Raw genomic sequence first — 19,356 nt, 5'->3', positions numbered from 1 at the left:
GGCGGCCTCGCCGCCGGCGTCATCGGTGGTCGCGGCGGCCGACAGGCCGCCACGAGGGATCAGACGCGATAGTAGCGGTTCGCCCGTCGTTCGGCCTCGACGACGGCGTCCTCGGGCGTCATCTGGCCGGTCACTGCGGCTGCGAACATGTCGACCAGGACGTAATCCGCCATAACGCCTGCCGAGGCATAGCCGAGCGGACCGGCATAGCCATTCGGCCGAAGGGTCTCGGAGGCCTTGGCATAGGGCGCATGGATCGGGTCGGAGGTCCAGACCGGGTTGTTGGCGAAGGCCTTCAGCGGCTGGCAGCAATAGGCACTCGAACCCTGTATCCAGGCATTCATCTGGTCGGCCTCCATCATGAACTTGATGTAGGCCTTGGCCGCTTCCGGATATTGGCTGTGGCTGAAGAGCAGAATCGAGCTCGTCTGGTGCAGTTCGACGCTCTGGCCGACCGGCCCGATCGGGAAGTTGGTGGTCCGGATATCCGCCGCCAGCTCGGCGAGCGCCGCGTCCTTCTTGGCAGCATAGTAGAGCGAGACGCCGTTCGCCGTCAGCGATACCTGGCCGGCGAGGAAGGCGCGGTTGTTGTTGATGTCGAGCCAGCTTTCCGTGCCCGGAATGAAGGTCTCGTAGAGCTGCTTGGCGTAGTTGATCGCCGCCAGCGTCTCGGGGCTGTTGATGGTGACCTTGCCGCCTTCGTCGACCATCCTGCCGCCGTGGCTCCAGAGCAGCCAGTGGGCGTAGTTGTTGCCGTCGCCGACCGCCTTGCCGTGCGGGAAGCCGGCCGGCGTGCCCTTGGCCTTCATCGCCTTGCAGAGCTCGAGGAAGCCTGCCGTGTCCTTGGGGAATTCACTGAAGCCCGCCGCTTTCATATGACTGTCGCGGTAGCAGACGGCGTTGCCGATCGCCGTCAGCGGCATGGCGATGAACTTGTCGTCACGAGTCGCATAGCCCTTCACGCCGTCGTACCAGCCGCCATATTTGTTGCCGAGGTAATTGGCGAGTTCGGTGACGTCGACGAGCTTGTCCGGATATTGATGCGCATCGTCGAACCAGCACATCACCATGTCCGGGCCGGAGCCGACATTCGCCGCGACGGCCGCCTTCGGGCGAATGTCTTCCCAGCTTTCCTTGTCAATGCGGACGTCGACGCCGGTTGCCTCGGTGAACTTCTTGGTGTTGGCAAGCCAGGCGTCCTCGTCGCCCTTGACGAAGGGCGTCCACCTCAGAAGCCTGAGGCTTGCGCCTTCTTCCGGCTTGTAGCTCGGCTCGGCGGCTTGCGCGAAGGATGGGCGGATCCCGAGCGGCGAAAGCCCCGTTATACCGGCAATCGCCGCGGAACCTGCGAGAAAGTCACGTCTCTTTATCGGCATTTGGTACTCCTCCTTAAAACAGCGGGAGCATTTCTTCCGCCATTCGCCGTCCCGCTTGGCGAATGCGGCGACCCCGATGCCTGGCATTGCCTGGCATCACCCGCGCGGCATCGAGGAAGGCTCCTCCCCTTCCCCGTCCGCTCGGGCATCAGTCGAATAGTCGCCGTCCGGTTTCGGCGTCGAACAGGTGAACATGGGCGCCATCGATCCCCAGGCGGATCGTTTCGCCGGGCTTGGCAGTCACCCGCTCACGAAACACACAGGTCACCTCGTGGCCGCCGAGCCTGGCGATCATCTGAGTTTCGTAGCCGGTCGGCTCGATCACCACGACCTCGGCCGGAAGACCGTTCGGGTCGAGCGACATGTATTCGGGCCTGAGGCCATAAACGAGATCGCGGCCGCGGGCGGCCGCAGCAGGCCGGGCGACGGGAAGCGCCGTGCCGTCGGCGGTCATGAAGGCCGTCGGGTCTTCGGGGTGAAGCCGGCCGCGAATCATGTTCATTGCCGGCGAACCGATGAAGCCGGCGACGAAAAGATTGGTCGGATGGTCGTAGAGCTCGAGGGGTGCGCCGATCTGCTCGACGATGCCGTCATGCATGACGACGATCTTGTCGGCCATGGTCATCGCCTCGATCTGGTCATGGGTGACATAGACCGTCGTCGTCTTCAGCCGCTGGTGCAATTCCTTGATCTCGGCGCGCATGGCGACGCGCAGCTTCGCGTCGAGGTTTGAGAGCGGTTCATCGAACAGGAACACCTGCGGATCGCGCACGATCGCCCGGCCCATGGCGACGCGCTGACGCTGGCCGCCGGAAAGCTGGCGCGGAAAGCGGTCGAGCAACTTCGAGAGGCCTAGAATATCCGCCGCCACGCCGACCCGCTTGTCGATCTCGGCCTTCGGCCTGCTTGCCAGCATCAACGAGAAGGCCATGTTGTCGGCGACCGTCATATGCGGATAGAGTGCGTAGTTCTGGAACACCATGGCGATGTCGCGATCTTTCGGCGGCAGCCGGTTGACGACGCGGTCGCCGATGCGGATTTCGCCGGCAGTGATGTTCTCGAGACCCGCCAGCATTCGCAGCAAGGTCGATTTTCCGCAGCCGGACGGACCGACGAGAATGACGAACTCGCCGTCCTCGATTTCGATGTTCACGCCCTTGATGATGGGAATAGCCCCGAAGGATTTCCGGACATCGACAAAATCCACGCCTGCCATTCGCGTTCCTCCCAGAACTCAATCCTGCTCTGCCTCCATCCCTCAGTGGACGGGCAAAGGCTTTGATCCTATCCGCGACCGACCAGCGGCATCTTCGTTGCCATTACCGTCATCGTCAGCACGTTCGCCGTGAGCGGCAGGCTCGCCATGTAGACGACGGCGTCGGCGACATGATCGACCGGAATGGTCGGCTCCGCCGCGATCTCACCATTGGCCTGCAGCACGCCGCTGCTCATCCTCTGCGTCATGTCGGTTGCGGCATTGCCGATATCGATTTGCCCGCAGGCGATGTCGAAAGGCCGCCCGTCGAGCGCCGTCGACTTGGTAAGCCCGGTGATCGCGTGCTTGGTCGACGTGTAGGGTGCCGAGTTGGGCCGGGGCGTCGTCGCCGAAATCGAGCCGTTGTTGATGATCCGGCCGCCGCGCGGATCCTGCGTCTTCATCAAACGGAACGCCTGCTGGGTGCAGAGAAAGGCGCCGGTCAGGTTCGCTGCAACAATTCCGCTCCACTGCTCGAACGTCACCTCTTCGAGCGGCACCGGCGGCACGGTCGAACCGGCATTGTTGACAAGCAGGTCGAGCCGCCCGAACTCTGCCCGGACCGCATCGAAAAGCGCTGCAACCTGGCCGGGATCGCCGACATCGCAGGCGATCGCCCGGACAATGCCGCCGGTTTGCGCGGCGATTTCCCCCGCCGCGCGCTGCAACACATCCGCACGACGCCCGGTGATGACGAGGAGGTAGCCCTCGGCGCTCAGTCCCGTGGCGATGCCGCGCCCGACGCCGGAACCTCCGCCTGTCACCAGCGCGATCTTTCCCTCGCCCGATCTCTTGCCCTGCGTCATGTCAGATCTTCCCTCCGAGTTCGTCCTCGATATGGATCCGGATGATCTCGTCGAAGCTGCTTTCGGCCGTAAAGCCCAGTTCGCGCGCACGGCGCGCATCGAAATTCGTCGGCCAGCCGGCGACGATCGCGCCGATGACCGGGTCCGGCTCACGGCGGATGAGGCTCGCGGCCTTTGGGCCGGCAATGCGCTTCAGCGCCTCGATCTCCTCCCCGACCAGCGCGGACAATCCCGGCATCGTCAGGTTGCGCCGCGGGCCGATCCGGCCTGTATCCATTCGCGCCGCGTGGACGAAGAAGCCGACGGCCGAGCGCGGGCTTGCGAACCAGTGGCGAACGTTTTCGTCGACCGGTAGAATAGCCTCCTGCCCGGCAAGCGGCTCGCGCAGGATGTTGGAGAAGAAGCCGGACGCCGCCTTGTTCGGCTTGCCCGGCCGGATGCAGATGGTCGGCAGGCGGATGCCAATGCCGTCGAAAAAGGCGCGCCGCGAATAATCGGCAAGCAGCAATTCGCAGATCGCCTTCTGGGTGCCATAGCTCGTCAGCGGCGTCGTGAAGAACTCGTCACCGATCTTTTCCGGAAACGGCTGTCCGAAGACGGCAATCGAGGAGGCGAAAACGAGACGCGGGCAATAGCGCTCGCGTTGACCCTCGCGGCGGATGGCCTCGAAGAGCGACCGCGTCCCCTCGAGATTGACGCGATAGCCCTTGTCGAAATCCGCCTCCGCCTCGCCCGAAACAATTGCCGCGAGGTGAAAGATGACGTCCGGCCGCGTCGCGACCAGCTGCTCGGCGCTGCCGTCCGATGACAGATCGAGCGCCAGCGCCGTCGAGATTGCGGAAAACGCCGCAGGAACCGGCGGTTCGATCACATCCACCAGCGTCAGCCGCGCGATTTCGTAGCCGAGGGCGCCCGGCTCGGATGCCAGTTTGTCGACGAGTTTCCGGCCGATCATGCCGGCCGCACCTATGATCATGACATGCATTCGCGGCGAACCTCCTCCGTTCGGCCACACCCGGATCACTCCGGGTTGCGCGTGCTTTTGTGCTTCTGTTTCCTGCCGTTCGCGTCGACGAGCAATTCCTTCGTCGTCTGATAGATGCGCATCAGGTGTTGGTGAAAGGCTGCGACGACCGCCTCGCGGTCGTGCCGCCGCAGCGCCTCGACGATTTCGCTGTGATCCTTGTAACTGGCCTCGATCGCCCCGGGGCGCGACATGGCGCTGCGCCGGTAGTCCATCATGTAAGTATACAGGTCCGTGACGAAGTCCGAGAGCAGCGGATTGCCGCAGGCCCGGTAGATCGCCACGTGGAATTCGCGGTCGCAGATGAGGAAACGCATCGCGTCGTCGCCGCCGAGCCTCTGAGCGTCGAGCAGGCTTTCGAGCTTCTTCAGCGCTTCCTCGTCGATGTTTTCGGCAGCGTCACCGACCACCTTCAGCTCCAGGTGCAGCCGAGCGGCATGGACGTCCTCGAGACCATAGCTGTCGATGGCGTTCGGCGAAGCGATAGTCACCGTCACGTCGCTGAGATCGACATCGGCAACGCGGCTTCGGCTTCCTTGCGACACCTCGATGATGCCGCGCGCCGCAAGCGTCTGAATTGCACCGCGCACCGTCTCGCGGCTGACATGGAGGACGTTGGCGAGCTCCCGTTCGCCCGGCAGTTCATCCCCAGGTCTCAGCATGTTCGTCGCCACCAGCACCATCAGCTTGTCGGCAATCACCTCACGCGCCGTACGACGGTCGAGGCTGCGCCCCACCTTCGGCATCTGCGTGAGTATCGGACTGCCAGTCATCGGCGCCACTCCTTCACTGATCCACTGGTTGGTCCAGCAGATCAGTAATACGAATAGAGGTCGTCATCGAGCCTCCGGTCAAGGCCAGTTCGTCGCCGCACTGCACCAAAAATGCACGTATCTCGTGTGCGGCGCACCATGAGCTGCCCGCTGTGGCCGCGAAGGAACGGCGCCTCAACCGGCTGTTTCAGCGATTTAGAGGACTTGTCGCCCGCGGCTATCAGGCCTCAACCGTGGTCATGGCCATCATGCTCGTGATGTGAGGGCAGATCGAGACCGAAGGTGTTGACGAGATCGGCCACCTGATCCGGGCTGAGGTAACGCGGGTTGAGGTTGCGCAGAAGCAGATAGAGCTTCGCCGTTTCCTCCAGTTCCTCCGTGGCGAAGACCGCCGCTTCGAGGCTGTCTCCCGCCACCACCGGCCCATGATTAGCAAGGAGCACGGAAGAATATTTGCCGGCGAGCCCGCGGATCGCATCGGCGACTGCCGGGTCGCCGGGGCGGTAGTAGGGTACCAGCGCCGTCTCGCCGGCGCGCATGAGATAATAGGGCGTCAGCGGCGGCAGCGCTGCGCGCGGATCGATCTCCGGCAGCATGGTGAGCGCAACCGCGTGGGTCGAATGGAGATGGACGATGGCACGGGCGCTGCCGCGTGACTCATAAAGGGCCGTGTGCAGCGGCATCTCTTTCGTCGGCTTGTCGCCTGAGACGAGCCGCCCCTCGGCATCGAGCCGCGCGATGCGGGCCGGGTCGAGAAAGCCGAGCGATGCGTTGGTGGGCGTTACCAACCAGCCGCCGTCGTCGAGCCTGAGCGAGATGTTGCCGGAGGAGCCCGGCGTCAGCCCTCGCTCGAACAGCGATCGTCCGTAACGGCAGATTTCCTCGCGCAGTCGGCTCTCGGACATTGCAGATCCTTTCAATTCAGGCGGTTGCGCCTTCGACCAGCTCGAAGCCGAGATCGACCACCTGGGGCGGCGCGTTGGTGACGACGAGTTCGGCCGCCAATTGCCCCGTCGCAACGCGAGGGGTGCGAATGGTCGACAACGGCTGCGGCGTCACCCGGCCGATATCGAGGCCGTTGTAGCCGAAGATCGCCAGTTGCGAGGGAATCGAAATCCCGCGCGCCAGGCAGTGAAAGTAGCCGCCGATCGCCATATCGTCGTTGGAAAAGTAGACCGCATCGAGATCGACATATCTGGCGAGCAGCCGCTCCAGGCCCAGCCGTCCGCTTTCCACGGACGACGCGCCGGAGCAAATCTCGCGATCAACAAGCGGAGAACCGGCAGCGGCGAGCGTTTCGCAGAAGGCGGCAAAGCGCTTGCCGGCGCGGGTATCGCGATCGAGGTCGTGCCCGACATAGCCGATCCGGCGATAGCCGCGCTTCAGCAGGAACTCGGCACTGGCGCGCCCGGCCGCGCGATTGGAAAAGCCGACGGCCAGATCGACCGCCGTGCCATCGACATCGAGCACTTCGACGACCCGGCAGCCGCTGGCGCGCAGCATCTTCAGCGTGCCTTCGGTGTGTTCGAAGCCAGCGAGCATGACCGCCGTCGGCCGCCAGGCGAGCATCGCGGCGACAAGCGCCTCCTCGCGCTGTGGATCGTAATCGGTGACGGAAAAGACGGCCTGATGCCTGTTCTTCTCCAAAACGCCGCTAGCGCCGCGCAGCACGTCGGGGAAGACGATATTGGAGAGCGAAGGGATCACGAAGGCGACAAGGCGCGAACCGGCGGAAGCGAGCGTCCCCGCGATCCGGTTCGGCACATAGCCGAGCCGCTCGACGGCCTCCATCACCCGCTCCCTGGCCTTGCGCGAAAACGACCCCTCGTTTCTGAGCACGCGCGATACCGTGCTCTCGCCGACACCGGCGGCTTCGGCGACCTCCGCAAGCGTGACCGCGCTCTGCTGCTTGAAATCGAAATCCACGTTAGACCTGACTCTCTGACGGCGGTCGGCCCACCGCAACGTTCCCCGGCGCCGGCGCATCGCCGTCGAATCCAGATACGCCATTTTTTTTGGCAGCGCTACCAATTTTGGCTTGGCAGCGCTGCCAAAGTGCGTTACAGCAGAGTGGCAGCGCTGCCATTTATGCCGCACCGTCGGAGCAGTTTGCGAGGAGCCCCGGCGAAAATTTCTGGAGGAGGAAATCATGACCCTGGAAACCACGGCGCCAATCGAGGGCGTCTATTCGGACCGGTCGGCGGAGGATCGCGCCTATAGCAAGGTGTTTTGGAGAATTATCCCGTTCCTGATGCTGTGCTACGTGATCGCCTATCTTGATCGCGTCAATGTCGGTTTCGCCAAACTGCAGATGTCGAGCGAGCTTGGCCTTTCGGATGCGGCCTACGGCATCGGTGCCGGTATTTTCTTCATCGGCTATTTTCTGTTCGAGGTGCCAAGCAACGTCATCCTCAACAAGGTCGGGGCCCGGGTGTGGATCGCCCGCATCATGATCACCTGGGGCGTCATCTCCGCCGCTTTCATGTTCACCAGCTCGGAAACCGTCTTCTACATCCTGCGCTTCCTGCTGGGTGTCGCCGAGGCAGGGTTCTTCCCCGGAATCATCCTTTATCTGACGACCTGGTATCCGGCGCATCGGCGCGCCAAGATCATCACCACCTTCATGTCGGCGATCCCGATCTCGTCCATATTAGGCAATCCGCTTTCCGGCCTGCTGATGGACAGTTTCCACGGAACGCATGGCCTTTCCGGCTGGCAGTGGATGTTCTTGATCGAAGCGGTTCCTGCGATCCTTTTCGGTGTGGCCACCTTCTTCTACCTTGACGACACCATTGGGCACGCAAAGTGGCTGACAAGGGAGGAAAAGAAGCTGCTGGCCGCCAATATTGACGCCGAGAACCGGACCAAATCGTCGAGCCCGCACAGCATCACCGGAACCCTGACCGACCCGCGCGTCTGGCTCATGTGCCTCATCTATTTCTGCTTCGTACTCGGACAATACGGCCTGAATTTCTGGATGCCGACACTCGTGAAGGCGACCGGGGTGACCGGGAACCTGAATATCGGCCTGATTTCCGCAATCCCCTATATTTGCACCTTCGTCGCCATGCTGGCGCTCGGGCGCTCCTCGGACCGGTTCCGCGAACGGCGTTGGCACCTCGTCGCCCCGGCTGTCATCGCCGCCGGCGGCTTTATCGCGGCGACCATGGCAACGAGCACCACGCTGGCGATCGTCTGCCTGTCGCTTGCTGCCGCCGGCGCCATCAGTTGCGCACCGCTCTTCTGGTCGCTGCCGACGGCTTTTCTTGCCGGGACAGGTGCCGCGGCCGGCATCGCCTGGATCAACTCGGTCGGAAATCTCGCCGGTTTCCTCGGGCCATTCCTGGTGGGCTATCTCAAGGACTTCACCGGCAACAACAGCGCGGGCATGTATCTCCTCGCCGCGGCTCTCGTCATCGGTTCGCTGGCGGTGCTGGCGGTTCCCGCAAGGACCGTGAACCGGTAAGCTTCCAAATCGGCGCCGCCGGATCCGGCGGCGCTCCCTTTGCCCCATAAGAGCTGGAGAATCTCCGCATGTCATCGAACGCTGAAAGTCCGGGACGCGCCGTCGCAGCGGCTGTGATCGGTCTCGGTTCCATGGGCTTCGGAATGGCCCAGTCCATGAAACGCGCCGGCCTCGACGTCGTCGGCTACGACATCACTCCGGCAGCCGTCGATCGCTTCGCCGCAGAAGGCGGTCGTGGCGCGGAGACCCCCGCCGGAGCGGTTCAAGATGCCGACGTCGTCGTTTCCGTCGTGGTCAATGCCGCGCAGACCGAAACGATCCTGTTCGGGCCGGGCGGTGTCGCGGCGGCCATGAAGCCCGGCGCCGTCTTCGTCTCGTCGGCTACCATGGATCCGGCAATTGCACGGCGCCTCTGCGAGCAGGTCGAGGCCCTCGGCCTCCACTATCTCGACGCGCCGATCTCCGGCGGCGCCGCGCGGGCCGCGAAGGGCGAACTGACGATCATGGCGTCGGGCTCGGCCAAGGCCTTCGCCGCCGCCCGTCCGGCGCTCGACGCGATGGCCGCCAAGGTCTACGAACTTGGCGACGCCGCCGGAACCGGTGCGGCCTTCAAGATGATCAACCAGCTTCTTGCTGGCGTCCACATCGCCGCCGCCTGCGAAGCGATCACCTTCGCTGCCAAGCAGGGGCTCGATCTCGACAAGGTCTACGAGGTGATCACCGCCTCGGCCGGCAATTCCTGGATGTTCGAGAATCGCGTCCCGCATGTGCTCGCCGGCGACTACACGCCGCTCAGCGCCATCGAGATCTTCGTCAAGGATCTCGGCATCGTCCAGGACATGGCGCGGGCCGAGCGCTATCCTGTGCCGCTGGTAGCGGCCGCCCTGCAGATGTATCTCGCCGCTTCGGGTTCCGGCATGGGGCGCGACGACGATTCTTCGCTCGCGCGGCTCTACGCCCAGCTTTCCGGCGCCGAGTTGCCCGGCACAAACAAGGCGTAAAGGACGCTTCCCATGCCAGTTTTCGCCGCCAACCTGACAATGATGTTCAACGAGTGGTCGTTCCTCGACCGCTTCGACGCCGCCGCGGAAGCGGGTTTCGCGGCCGTCGAATATCTCTTCCCCTATGAGGCGCCGCCGGAGGCTATCGCCGAACGGCTCGCGCGCAACAAGCTGCAGCAGGCGCTTTTCAATCTGCCGCCGGGCGACTGGTCGGCGGGCGAGCGCGGCATTGCCGCCCTTCCCGGCCGCTTCGATGCATTGAAAGCCGATGTCGAGCGCGCACTCGATTATGCGGCCGCAACTGGTGTGAAGCGCCTGCATCTGATGGCGGGTCTGGCCGCTTCCTCCGATCCCGAGGCGGCAAACTGCTACCGGCGCGCCGTCACCTACACCGCCGGGCGCCTCGCCGAGAAGGAGATCGGCCTCCTGATCGAGCCGATCAACGGCCGCAACGTGCCTGGCTATTTCCTCAATGACTTCGGCACCGCCGAGCGTCTGATCGCCGAACTGGGGCTTGCCAACCTGAAGCTCCAGTTCGACATCTACCATCGCCAGATCATTCATGGCGACGTCACGATGGCGCTCCGCCACCTCATGCCGATTACCGGCCATATCCAGATCGCCAGCGTGCCTTCGCGGCAGGAGCCGGATGGCGAAGAGCTGAACTTTTCCTATCTCTTCGCCGAGATCGACCGCCTCGGCTACGCCGGTTTCGTCGGCTGCGAATATTCGCCGCGCGGCCGCACGCTCGACGGTCTTGCCTGGTTCAAACCCTTTCTCCGGAGCTGACCCATGACAATCCTGCTCGGATCGATCGCCGACGACTACACAGGCGCCTCCGACCTTGCCAATACGCTGACGAAAAACGGCCTGCGGACCGTGCAGACGGTCGGTGTTCCCGACCCGTCGCTCGCCTTGCCTGAGGTCGACGCGGTGGTCGTTTCGCTGAAGATCCGCTCGATAGCCGCCGATGAAGCCGTCGCTGCTGCAAGCAAGGCGGATCGATGGTTGCGCGATCGCGGTGCCGCCCACGTGCTCTACAAGATCTGCTCGACCTTCGATTCCACCGATCAAGGCAATATCGGCCCGGTGACAGAAGCGCTGAGCCGAGCCGCCGGCGGCGGCATCGTGCTCGTCACTCCGGCCTTTCCGGAAACCGGGCGGACGGTCTATCTCGGCCACCTTTTCGTCAACGGTCAGCCGCTCAACGAAAGCCCGCTCAAGGATCACCCGCTCAATCCGATGCACGACGCCAATCTGGTGCGGGTCATGGCCCGGCAGTCGCAGGGAAGCGTCGGCCTCATCGACCTGCCGACCGTCACAGCCGGACCCGCTGCGGTCAAGGCGCGGCTCGATGCCTTGCGCGGCGAGGGCATGACCGCGGCGATCGCCGATGCGACCTCAGAGCGCGACCTTGAAACGCTCGGCGAGGTGGCGCTACGGACGCCGGTGTCAACCGGCGCGTCCGGCCTCGGCCTCGGCCTCGCGCGCGCAATCGCGCGCTCCGGTCGCGCCTCTTCAGCAGGCGCCGCCACGTCGGACGCGGTTCGACCCGTCGGAGGGCTTGCTGCGATCGTCGCCGGCAGCTGCTCGGCGGCAACGCTCCGGCAGCTCGACGTGGCCGAAGCGGCTATGCCGGTGCTGAGGCTCGACACCGAGAAGTTGCTCAAGGGATCCAACGAGATTTCCGCGGCGATTGCCTGGGCCGGAGAGCGGGTCTTGAAGGGCCCGGTTGCCATTGCCGCTAGCGCCTCGCCCGATGTGGTGTCACGTCTGCAATCGCAATACGGGCGGGAGGCGTCCGGTCACGCCATCGAGACCGCGACCGCGACGATTGCCAGCGAACTGGTGGCGCGCGGCGTCAAGCGCCTCGTCGTCGCCGGCGGCGAGACCTCAGGTGCTACGGTCGACAGGCTCGCCATCCCCGCCTTCCTGATCGGCCCCGAGATCGCCCCCGGCGTGCCGGTCCTTCGTACGGTCGGCAACGCCCAGGGCGACATGCTGCTGGCGCTCAAATCCGGCAATTTCGGCGGCGAGGATTTCTTCGCCGCGGCGCTGGCAATGATGCACTGAGGTCCGAAATCTTCGCGCGCTCACTCTGTCGGCAGCTGGCGCGCGCTCCATTCGCTTTTCGGAATGGCCTTGCCGAGGGCAAAGCTGAAGGAGACGACCGACGTCGTCTCCGAATTGACCTCGCATTTGAAGTCGATCGCGTACCATTTCGACCGGCTGCGGAAGGCGCCACCGCTGGCGGTGAGACCGGAAGCCGAAACCAACCCGCCGACGGGGCCGAACGGAACAAGCATGTCCGGGAAGGCATCGGGCCTCTGGCGGCGCACCTGTTCGAGCGCCTCGATGGTGCAAAGCTGCACGACGCGCCTCTTCGGCGGCAGCCTGCCGATCGCCTGCTTGACGCGCGGGTCGGACAGGGCATCTTGCGAATAGAGTTCCTTCGCTTCAACGAGCTCGTCCGACTGAAGCTCGGAGGCGGCCTCCGCCGATTTTTGCCCCACATCCGCCTTCGCTTCCTCCGTCACTGGCTTCTCCCGGGGGGCGGGCACGCTTTGCGGCGCCGGTCCGGCATCCTCCGCCTTGTTCACTGCTTCCTCGGCGTCGACGCGCAACTCCGCTAATGCCGTCTTCGTTTCCGACGGCTTGACGGCGCTCTCCGTCCTGGCGGCGGGACTCGCTTGCGCAGGTTCTTGTTCCGGCGTCTCGGCCCTCGGCGCCGCGGGCGGCAATTGCGGCTGCGGGGGCTTCTCCTTGTCAACCTCAGCCGAAGCGGATTCGAAGACCTGCGGCTGTGAACCGGACTGTTCCTTGCTCACCTCTTTCGGCTTTTGCAGAGGCTTTTCCTCGCGCTTCGGCGGTGGAACGAGCTCTACATTGATGCTCTCATCCTTAGCCGGCGGGGAATGCTCGGGCAGCCTCACCAGCAGCAGGAAGGCCAGCGCGAGATGCAGGGCGACCGAGGTCGGTACACCCCACCCGGTTTCGCCCCACATTTTCCTGGCCGACTGCAGCATTGCTCAATAGATCACGGACTCGATGGCCCGAAACTAAGAGCTTGATGGTCTCGCAACAAGTGCGGAGGCGATCATGGCGGTCAGGCATATTCGACCCGGTAGGGCGTATCGAAGAAGTGTTCCTCCAGATTGCAGCCTTCACCGCCGCGATCGACGACGACGAAATCGGATACTCCGTGCAGCGGCGTCAGAATGCCGTGCCAGACGTTGCGGGCGATATTGACCCCCTGGCCAGGCGCGGTCTCGAAGGCGATCGGCTCGCCCGGCCTGCAGCCCTCATCCGGAGCGACGACCACAAGAAAAGAGTTTTCCGTCAACGGCACGAAGGCCTGACTGCCGAGCGGATGGCGCTCCACCATCTTGAGCGGCAGCGGAATTTCATAGGGCTCGCCGCGCAGCAGGCTGATCAGGGCGCGCGCCTGCGGGCCGGTCGTTTCGACCGTTGCGAGATCGTGGTAGCGGATGCATTTGCCGGCGTTGATGGCGAAGCTTTTTGCCTCGTCGAGTTCGATCACATCGCCGAAGGGGGCGAATTCGGCCCGCGACAGGGGCCGGATCGGCAGGGATTTCATCGCGTTTCCTTCCGTCTTTTGTCGTTAATCCCGGTTGCGCTCATTGGATCAGCATCGCCCGGAAGTCGTTGACGTTGGTGCCGGTCGGCCCTGGCTTGAAGATGTCGCCGAGCGCATCGAAGGCCGACCAGCTGTCGTTGCGCTGGAGCAGCGCCGCCGCGTCGATCCGCTGCCTGAGGAGCCGGGTGATCGTCGTGTCGTCGGCGAACGCGCCGGCATTGTCTTCCGAGCCGTCGATTCCGTCGGTGTCGGCCGCCAGCGCCGAAATCCCGCCGACGCCGTCAATGCCGAAGGCGAGCGACAACAGGAACTCGCTATTGCGGCCGCCTCTGCCGGCACCGTTTACCGTCACAGTGGTTTCGCCGCCCGAAAGCACGACGACCGGCTTCCTGAATGGACGGCTGCGGGTTGCCACCTCGCGCGCGATGGCGGCATGGACCAGCCCGACATCGCGTGCCTCGCCCTCGATCGAATCCGAAAGAATGATCGCTTCGACCCCGCCCGCCCGTGCCTTGGCCGCGGCAGCCTCCAGCGAGACGCCGGCCGACGCGATCAGCCGAACTTGATTTCGGGCAATACGTGGATCGTCGGGCCTCGGCGCATCCGCCGCCTCGCTCGCTAGCCACGTCAGCACACCTTCCGGCAGTGCCAGGCGATAGCGCTCGACGACCTTCAAGGCGTCCGCGCGCGTACTGTCGTCGGCGAGCGTCGGACCGGAGGCCACCAGCGCCGGATCGTCGCCCGGAATGTCGGAAACGACGAGCGACACGACCCGCGCCGGATAGGCTGCGGCGGCCAGCCGCCCGCCCTTGATGGTCGAGACGTGCTTGCGCACGGCATTCATCGCCCGGATCGGCGCACCGGACGCAAGCAGCGCGCGGTTGACGGCGATCTCGTCGTCGAGCGACAGCCCCGCCGGCGGCAACGGGAGCAGCGCCGAACCGCCGCCGCAGATCAGCGCCACGACAAGGTCGTCCTCTGTCAGGCCACTGACCTCGGCGAGCAGACGCTTCGAGGCCTGTAGTCCACTTTCGTCCGGCAAGGGATGAGAGGCTTCGAGCACTTCGATATGCCGGCAGGGAACGCCGAAGCCGTAACGCGTCACCACGGCGCCGCTGAGCGGCCCCGGCCACAGCGCCTCGAAGGCCTGCGCCATCTGCGCTGCACCCTTGCCGGCGCCGATGATGACGGTGCGGCCTTTCGGCCGCTCCGGCAGATTGGCGGCAAGGACGCGCGCCGGATTGGCGGCAGCAACCGCACAGGTGAACAAAGACTGCAGGAATTGACGCGGATCGGCGATGGCGACCATTTTTCCTCCCGTTCGCAAAAGCCCGGGCGGCGGCTCCTCCTTCCGCCGCCCGGGTGCATGATTGCCGTAGTGGATGGGGACGCCCCGCCCGGCGGATCATGCGCGTCTAGATCACGATGATGTTGGGTCGAAACGACCCAAGATCATAAACGGTGATCGATTCCAAAGATCAGAGCGGGATGCGGGCGGAAAACCGCACACACTTTTCCTCGTCCCGCGCAGCTTCAGGCGACCTCGTGGTTCGCCATCCGCTCGAGCGCCCGGACCAGACCGGAATGGTCGAGCCCGCCGTCGCCATTGGCGGCGCAGTTGTTGAAGAGTTCCTGGGTCGCCGCGGTGTTCGGCAGCGAGATGCCGAGGCTTTTCGCTCCCTGCAGCGCCAGATTCAGATCCTTCTGGTGCAGCGAGATGCGGAAGCCCGGCTCGAAGGTCCGCTTGATCATCCGCTCGCCATGCACCTCGAGTATTCGCGAGGAAGCAAAGCCGCCCATCAGCGCCTCGCGAACGCGCGCCGGGTCTGCTCCCGCCTTCGAGGCGAAGACCAGCGCTTCGGAAACCGCCTCGATCGTCAGCGCGACGATGATCTGGTTGGCAACTTTGGTGACCTGGCCGTCGCCGCAATCGCCGACGAGCGTGATATTCTTGCCCATCAGCTTGAAGAGCGGCAGGGCGCGTTCGAAGGATTCCTCCGTACCGCCCGCCATGATGCTGAGCGTGGCATTCTTGGCACCGACCTCGCCGCCCGAGACCGGCGCATCGATGTATTCCGCCCCCGTTTCGCGGATCTTCCTGGCAAATTCCTTCGTCTCGATCGGCGAGATCGAGCTCATGTCGATGACGAGCTTGCCCTTGCCGAGACCGTGGGAGACGCCGTTTTCGCCGAAGAGAACGTCCTTCACTTCCGGCGTGTCCGGCAGCATCAGGATGATCGTGTCGACGGTCTCGGCGAGCGCTTTCGGCGTCTCGACGAACCTGAGACCATGTTCAAGGAGCTCCTGGCGCGGCGCGATGGCGAATTTCGAGGTGATGATGGTGTGGCCGGCATCCTGCAGGTGGCGCGCCATCGGCGTGCCCATGATACCCAGTCCGATGAAACCGATAGTTGCCATTGTCCTTAGCTCCTGATCTTGATGATGTCTGCGGATTGCCGGCGCTTATGTTCAGTGCCGAGCCAGCCGAGCCCTTCCGCGGTGGTCGTGCGCGGCTTGTATTCGCAGCCGATCCAGCCCTGGTAGCCGGCGGCCTCCAGCGCGTCGAAGACGAAGGGATAGTTGATCTCGCCGGTGCCCGGCTCGTTGCGGCCGGGATTGTCGGCAAGCTGGACGTGGGCGATCCGCTCCGCATGGCGCTTGTAGGTGCCGATGAGTTCGCCCTCGGTGCGCTGCTGGTGATAGAGATCGTATTGGATGAACAGGTTGTCGCTGCCCACCTCCTCGATGATCGCGGCCGCCTCACCGACGGTGTTGAGATAGAAGCCCGGAATGTCGAAGCGGTTGATCGGCTCGATCAACAGGCGGATGCCGTGCTTGCCGAGCTCAGCAGCCGCGAGCTTCAGATTGGCGACAAGCGTCGTGCGCAGTGCGCTCTCCGGCACGCCGTCGGGTGCGATGCCGACGAGGCAGTTGACCTGTTTGCAGTCAAGCGCCGTCGCATAGTCGATGGCGCTCGCGACACCCCGGCGGAATTCGTCGATCCGATCCGGCAGGATGGCGATGCCGCGTTCACCCTTCGCCCAGTCGCCGGCGGGAAGATTATGAAGAACCTGAGTGAGACCGTGGCGCTCGAGGGCCGCACTCAGGGCCATCTTCTCGAACTCGTAGGGAAAGAGATATTCCACCCCTTCGAAACCGGCCTTCGCGGCGAGCGAAAAGCGATCAAGGAACGGCGCCTCGTTGAACAGCATGGTCAGGTTTGCTGCAAATCTCGGCATGCGGTTACTCCTCCGTTGGAAAATCATTCAGTCGAGCAGGGCGGCGATTGCGGTCGGCGCGTCCTCGCCGCGCGCGGCAAGCTCCTCGAACTCGACGACGGCGTTGATGTCGGCGCCCATGGCGATGTTGGTGACCCGCTCGAGGATGAATTCGAGGACGACCGGCACCTGATGTTCCTCCATCAGAGCCTGCGCCCGTTCGAAGGCATCGGCGAACTCATTGGGGCTGCGGACCCGGATAGCCTTGCAGCCGAGGCCCTCCGCGACGGCGACGTGATCGACGCCGTAACCCTTTTCCGCGTCGCCGCTCGCATTGATGTTGTCGAAGGCGAGGCTCACCTCGAAATCCATGTCGAAGCCGCGCTGGGCCTGGCGGATCAGGCCGAGGTAGGAATTGTTGACGACGACATGCAGGTAAGGGAGCTTGTGCTGCGCCCCGACGGCGAGTTCCTCGATCAGGAACTGGAAGTCGTAATCGCCGGAAAGCGCGACAATCGGCCGGTTGGGATCGGCAGCGCGTACGCCGAGCGCTGCCGGCAGGGTCCAGCCGAGCGGACCGGCCTGGCCGCAATTGATCCAGTTGCGCGGTCTGTAGACATGCAGGAACTGCGCGCCGGCGATCTGGCTGAGGCCGATGGTCGAAACGAAGCAGGTGTCGCGGCCGAAGGCCCTGTTCATCTCCTCGTAGACGCGCTGCGGTTTGAGCGGCGTCTGGTCGAAGTGGGTCTTGCGCAGCATGGTGCGCTTGCGCTCGCGGCATTCCTCCGCCCAGGCCGACCAATCGCGCAGCTTCCCGGCGGTCTTCCATTCGGTCGCGACGTCGAGGAAGAGCTTGAGTGCGGCCCCCGCATCCGAGACGATGCCGAAATCCGGCGCGAAGACGCGGCCGATCTGCGTCGGCTCGATATCGACATGGATGAACTTGCGCCCCTCCGTATAGGTCGGGACGTTACCGGTGTGGCGGTTGGCCCAACGGTTGCCGATGCCGAAGACGAAGTCGGAAGCAAGCAGCGTCGCATTGCCGTAGCGGTGCGAGGTCTGCAGGCCGCACATGCCAGCCATCAGCGGGTGGTCGTCGGGGATAGTTCCCCAGCCCATCAGGGTCGGGATGACCGGGACGCCGGTGATCTCGGCGAACTCGGTGAGCAGGTCCGACGCGTCCGCATTGATGATACCGCCGCCGGCAACGATCAGCGGCCGTTCCGCCGCGTTCAGCATGGCGATCGCCTTTTCGGCCTGGGCTCGGCTCGCGGCGGGCTTGTAGGGCGCGAGCGGCTCGTAGGTCTCCGGATCGAACTCGATCTCGGCCATTTGGACGTCGACCGGCAGATCGATGAGCACCGGCCCGGGCCGGCCCGAGCGCATCAGATGGAACGCCTTCTGGAAAACGAAAGGAACCAGCGCCGGCTCCATGACAGTGACCGCCCATTTCGTGACCGGCCCTGCGATCGCGGCGATGTCGATCGCCTGGAAATCCTCCTTGTCGAGGCGGGCGCGCGGCGCCTGGCCGGTGATGCAGAGGATCGGGATCGAGTCTGCCGAGGCCGAGTAGAGGCCGGTAATCATGTCGGTGCCGGCTGGCCCTGACGTGCCGATGCAGACGCCGATATTGCCGTGCTTCGCCCGGGTGTAACCCTCGGCCATGTGCGAGGCGCCTTCAACGTGGCGGGCAAGAATATGGCGGATCGAGCCGCGGGCTCTCAGCGCCGAATAGAGCGGATTGATCGCCGCCCCCGGAACGCCGAAGGCGCAATCGATCCCCTCCTTTTCCAGAACATGAACCGCTGCATCGACAGCACGCATCTTGGCCATGACAACTCCTCCTGTTTAATGGAAACATAATCCATAAATTGGCCTCGTCAACATAAAATTGGAATTAATTGCCATTATATGGAAATTGCAGGAAGCGAGATCTCTGCGCGGCACTGGTCAAAACCGCGCGTCGCCGCTATTGGCTAATGAGAGAGTCGTGACGGAGAATTCGCGGTGGCGGTGGTTTCGGAGCAAACAAAAGGCAAGCGGGGCCGGAAGGCGGGCGCCAATTCGACTCCGTCCTCCGTTCAGGTGCTCGACCGCAGCCTGGCGCTCTTCAGCCTCGTGGCAGATCGCGACGGTTCGACATTGACCGACCTGGCCGATGAGACGGGGCTCGCGCCATCGACGATCCACCGCCTGCTGACCTCGCTTTCGAGCCACGGCATGGTCGCGCATGATCCAGATACAGGCGAGTGGACGATTGGCGTGAGGGCCTTCGAGATCGGCAACGCCTTCCTGCGGTTCCGCAAGCTCGGCACGATCAGCCGGCCTTTCCTGAAGCGTCTGATGGACGAAACCGGCGAAACGGCCAATATCGGCATCGAGGACGATGGCGACGTCGTGTTTATCTCGCAGGTCGAAAGCCATGCGCCGATGCGTGCCTTCTTCCGCCCCGGACGGCGCGGACCGAGCCACGCCTCCGGTATCGGCAAGGCGATCCTTTCCACTTGGTCGGATACGGAAATCGCCAAGACGCTCGGCGGCAAGACGCTGACGCATTTCACCGACCGAACGCTCGATACGTTGCCGGGGCTGATCAGGAACATCCAGGATATCCGCAATCGCGGCTGGTCGATCGACGACGAGGAACACACGCTCGGCATGCGCTGCATCGCCGCTCCGCTGTTCAACGAATATGGCGAGGCGATCGGCGGCATCTCGATCTCCGGGCCGTCGGTCCGCATCGACGACAACAGGCTCGAAGCACTCGGCTCGCTCGTGCGCCGGACGGCTGACGAGCTGACCCGCGCCATCGGCGGCCACCGGCCGGGAGAGAGCTGAG

18 protein-coding genes are annotated in these 19,356 nt (G+C 64.2%); 5 read left to right on the top strand and 13 right to left on the bottom strand.

What is annotated here, in order from left to right:
* Positions 1 to 59 precede the first annotated feature (59 nt).
* The 7 genes from CO676_RS13635 to CO676_RS13605 form a co-directional block, all read right to left on the bottom strand.
* Positions 60 to 1,376 carry an ABC transporter substrate-binding protein gene (locus CO676_RS13635; RefSeq protein ID WP_097521586.1) on the bottom strand — a complete coding sequence of 439 codons (1,317 nt, stop codon included), beginning with the start codon at positions 1,374 to 1,376 and terminating at the stop codon, positions 60 to 62.
* Positions 1,377 to 1,524: 148 nt separating this feature from the next.
* Complete coding sequence (gene ugpC, locus CO676_RS13630; RefSeq protein WP_097521439.1) at positions 1,525 to 2,592, bottom strand: sn-glycerol-3-phosphate ABC transporter ATP-binding protein UgpC; 1,068 nt, start codon at positions 2,590 to 2,592, stop codon at positions 1,525 to 1,527.
* A 68-nt stretch (positions 2,593 to 2,660) separates the two neighbouring features.
* The gene (locus tag CO676_RS13625; RefSeq protein ID WP_097521438.1) at positions 2,661 to 3,437 is read right to left on the bottom strand and encodes an SDR family oxidoreductase; all 777 of its coding nucleotides are present in this window, start codon (positions 3,435 to 3,437) and stop codon (positions 2,661 to 2,663) included.
* 1 nt (position 3,438) lies between these two features.
* Entirely contained in the window at positions 3,439 to 4,422 is a 984-nt protein-coding gene (gene denD / locus CO676_RS13620) for a D-erythronate dehydrogenase (RefSeq protein ID WP_097521437.1), read from the bottom strand.
* Positions 4,423 to 4,457: 35 nt separating this feature from the next.
* Positions 4,458 to 5,234, bottom strand: a complete 777-nt coding sequence (locus CO676_RS13615) for a FadR/GntR family transcriptional regulator (protein WP_097521436.1) — start codon at positions 5,232 to 5,234, stop codon at positions 4,458 to 4,460.
* A gap of 227 nt (positions 5,235 to 5,461) precedes the next feature.
* A complete protein-coding gene (locus tag CO676_RS13610; protein ID WP_097521435.1) occupies positions 5,462 to 6,139 on the bottom strand; it encodes an aldolase in 678 nt (225 codons plus the stop codon).
* Between the two features lie 16 nt (positions 6,140 to 6,155).
* On the bottom strand, positions 6,156 to 7,160 hold the full coding sequence (locus CO676_RS13605; RefSeq protein WP_097521434.1) for a LacI family DNA-binding transcriptional regulator: 1,005 nt from the start codon (positions 7,158 to 7,160) through the stop codon (positions 6,156 to 6,158).
* Positions 7,161 to 7,383: 223 nt separating this feature from the next.
* Here CO676_RS13605 and CO676_RS13600 point away from each other — a divergent pair, with 223 nt between their 5' ends.
* The 4 genes from CO676_RS13600 to otnK all read left to right on the top strand — a co-directional run bounded on the left by CO676_RS13600 (position 7,384) and on the right by otnK (position 11,774).
* A complete protein-coding gene (locus tag CO676_RS13600; RefSeq protein ID WP_097521433.1) occupies positions 7,384 to 8,700 on the top strand; it encodes an MFS transporter in 1,317 nt (438 codons plus the stop codon).
* Positions 8,701 to 8,768: 68 nt separating this feature from the next.
* Complete coding sequence (gene ltnD / locus CO676_RS13595) at positions 8,769 to 9,701, top strand: L-threonate dehydrogenase (protein WP_097521432.1); 933 nt, start codon at positions 8,769 to 8,771, stop codon at positions 9,699 to 9,701.
* Between the two features lie 12 nt (positions 9,702 to 9,713).
* Positions 9,714 to 10,490: a 2-oxo-tetronate isomerase gene (gene otnI, locus CO676_RS13590; protein ID WP_097521431.1), complete on the top strand. Its 777-nt coding sequence runs from the start codon at positions 9,714 to 9,716 to the stop codon at positions 10,488 to 10,490.
* A gap of 3 nt (positions 10,491 to 10,493) precedes the next feature.
* Complete coding sequence (gene otnK, locus CO676_RS13585) at positions 10,494 to 11,774, top strand: 3-oxo-tetronate kinase (protein WP_097521430.1); 1,281 nt, start codon at positions 10,494 to 10,496, stop codon at positions 11,772 to 11,774.
* A gap of 20 nt (positions 11,775 to 11,794) precedes the next feature.
* Here otnK and CO676_RS13580 read toward each other — a convergent pair whose 3' ends face one another.
* The 6 genes from CO676_RS13580 to gcl all read right to left on the bottom strand — a co-directional run bounded on the left by CO676_RS13580 (position 11,795) and on the right by gcl (position 18,350).
* Positions 11,795 to 12,727 carry a DUF930 domain-containing protein gene (locus CO676_RS13580; protein WP_097521429.1) on the bottom strand — a complete coding sequence of 311 codons (933 nt, stop codon included), beginning with the start codon at positions 12,725 to 12,727 and terminating at the stop codon, positions 11,795 to 11,797.
* An 80-nt stretch (positions 12,728 to 12,807) separates the two neighbouring features.
* Entirely contained in the window at positions 12,808 to 13,299 is a 492-nt protein-coding gene (locus CO676_RS13575) for an ureidoglycolate lyase (protein ID WP_097521428.1), read from the bottom strand.
* Positions 13,300 to 13,339: 40 nt separating this feature from the next.
* Positions 13,340 to 14,608, bottom strand: coding sequence for a glycerate kinase (locus tag CO676_RS13570; protein ID WP_097521427.1), 1,269 nt, complete (start codon positions 14,606 to 14,608; stop codon positions 13,340 to 13,342).
* 224 nt (positions 14,609 to 14,832) lie between these two features.
* Positions 14,833 to 15,717 carry a 2-hydroxy-3-oxopropionate reductase gene (gene glxR, locus CO676_RS13565; RefSeq protein WP_097521426.1) on the bottom strand — a complete coding sequence of 295 codons (885 nt, stop codon included), beginning with the start codon at positions 15,715 to 15,717 and terminating at the stop codon, positions 14,833 to 14,835.
* A 5-nt stretch (positions 15,718 to 15,722) separates the two neighbouring features.
* Complete coding sequence (gene hyi / locus CO676_RS13560; RefSeq protein ID WP_097521425.1) at positions 15,723 to 16,538, bottom strand: hydroxypyruvate isomerase; 816 nt, start codon at positions 16,536 to 16,538, stop codon at positions 15,723 to 15,725.
* A gap of 27 nt (positions 16,539 to 16,565) precedes the next feature.
* A complete protein-coding gene (gcl, locus tag CO676_RS13555) occupies positions 16,566 to 18,350 on the bottom strand; it encodes a glyoxylate carboligase (RefSeq protein ID WP_097521424.1) in 1,785 nt (594 codons plus the stop codon).
* A 174-nt stretch (positions 18,351 to 18,524) separates the two neighbouring features.
* Here gcl and CO676_RS13550 point away from each other — a divergent pair, with 174 nt between their 5' ends.
* On the top strand, positions 18,525 to 19,355 hold the full coding sequence (locus CO676_RS13550; RefSeq protein ID WP_179875484.1) for an IclR family transcriptional regulator: 831 nt from the start codon (positions 18,525 to 18,527) through the stop codon (positions 19,353 to 19,355).
* The last annotated feature ends 1 nt before the right edge of the window (position 19,356 follow it).

The organism is Sinorhizobium sp. BJ1, from assembly GCF_002531555.1.
Taxonomy (GTDB): Bacteria; Pseudomonadota; Alphaproteobacteria; order Rhizobiales; family Rhizobiaceae; genus Sinorhizobium; species Sinorhizobium fredii_B.
Note: the sequence above shows the minus strand (reverse complement) of the source record. Positions and strands in the feature narration are given on the sequence as shown.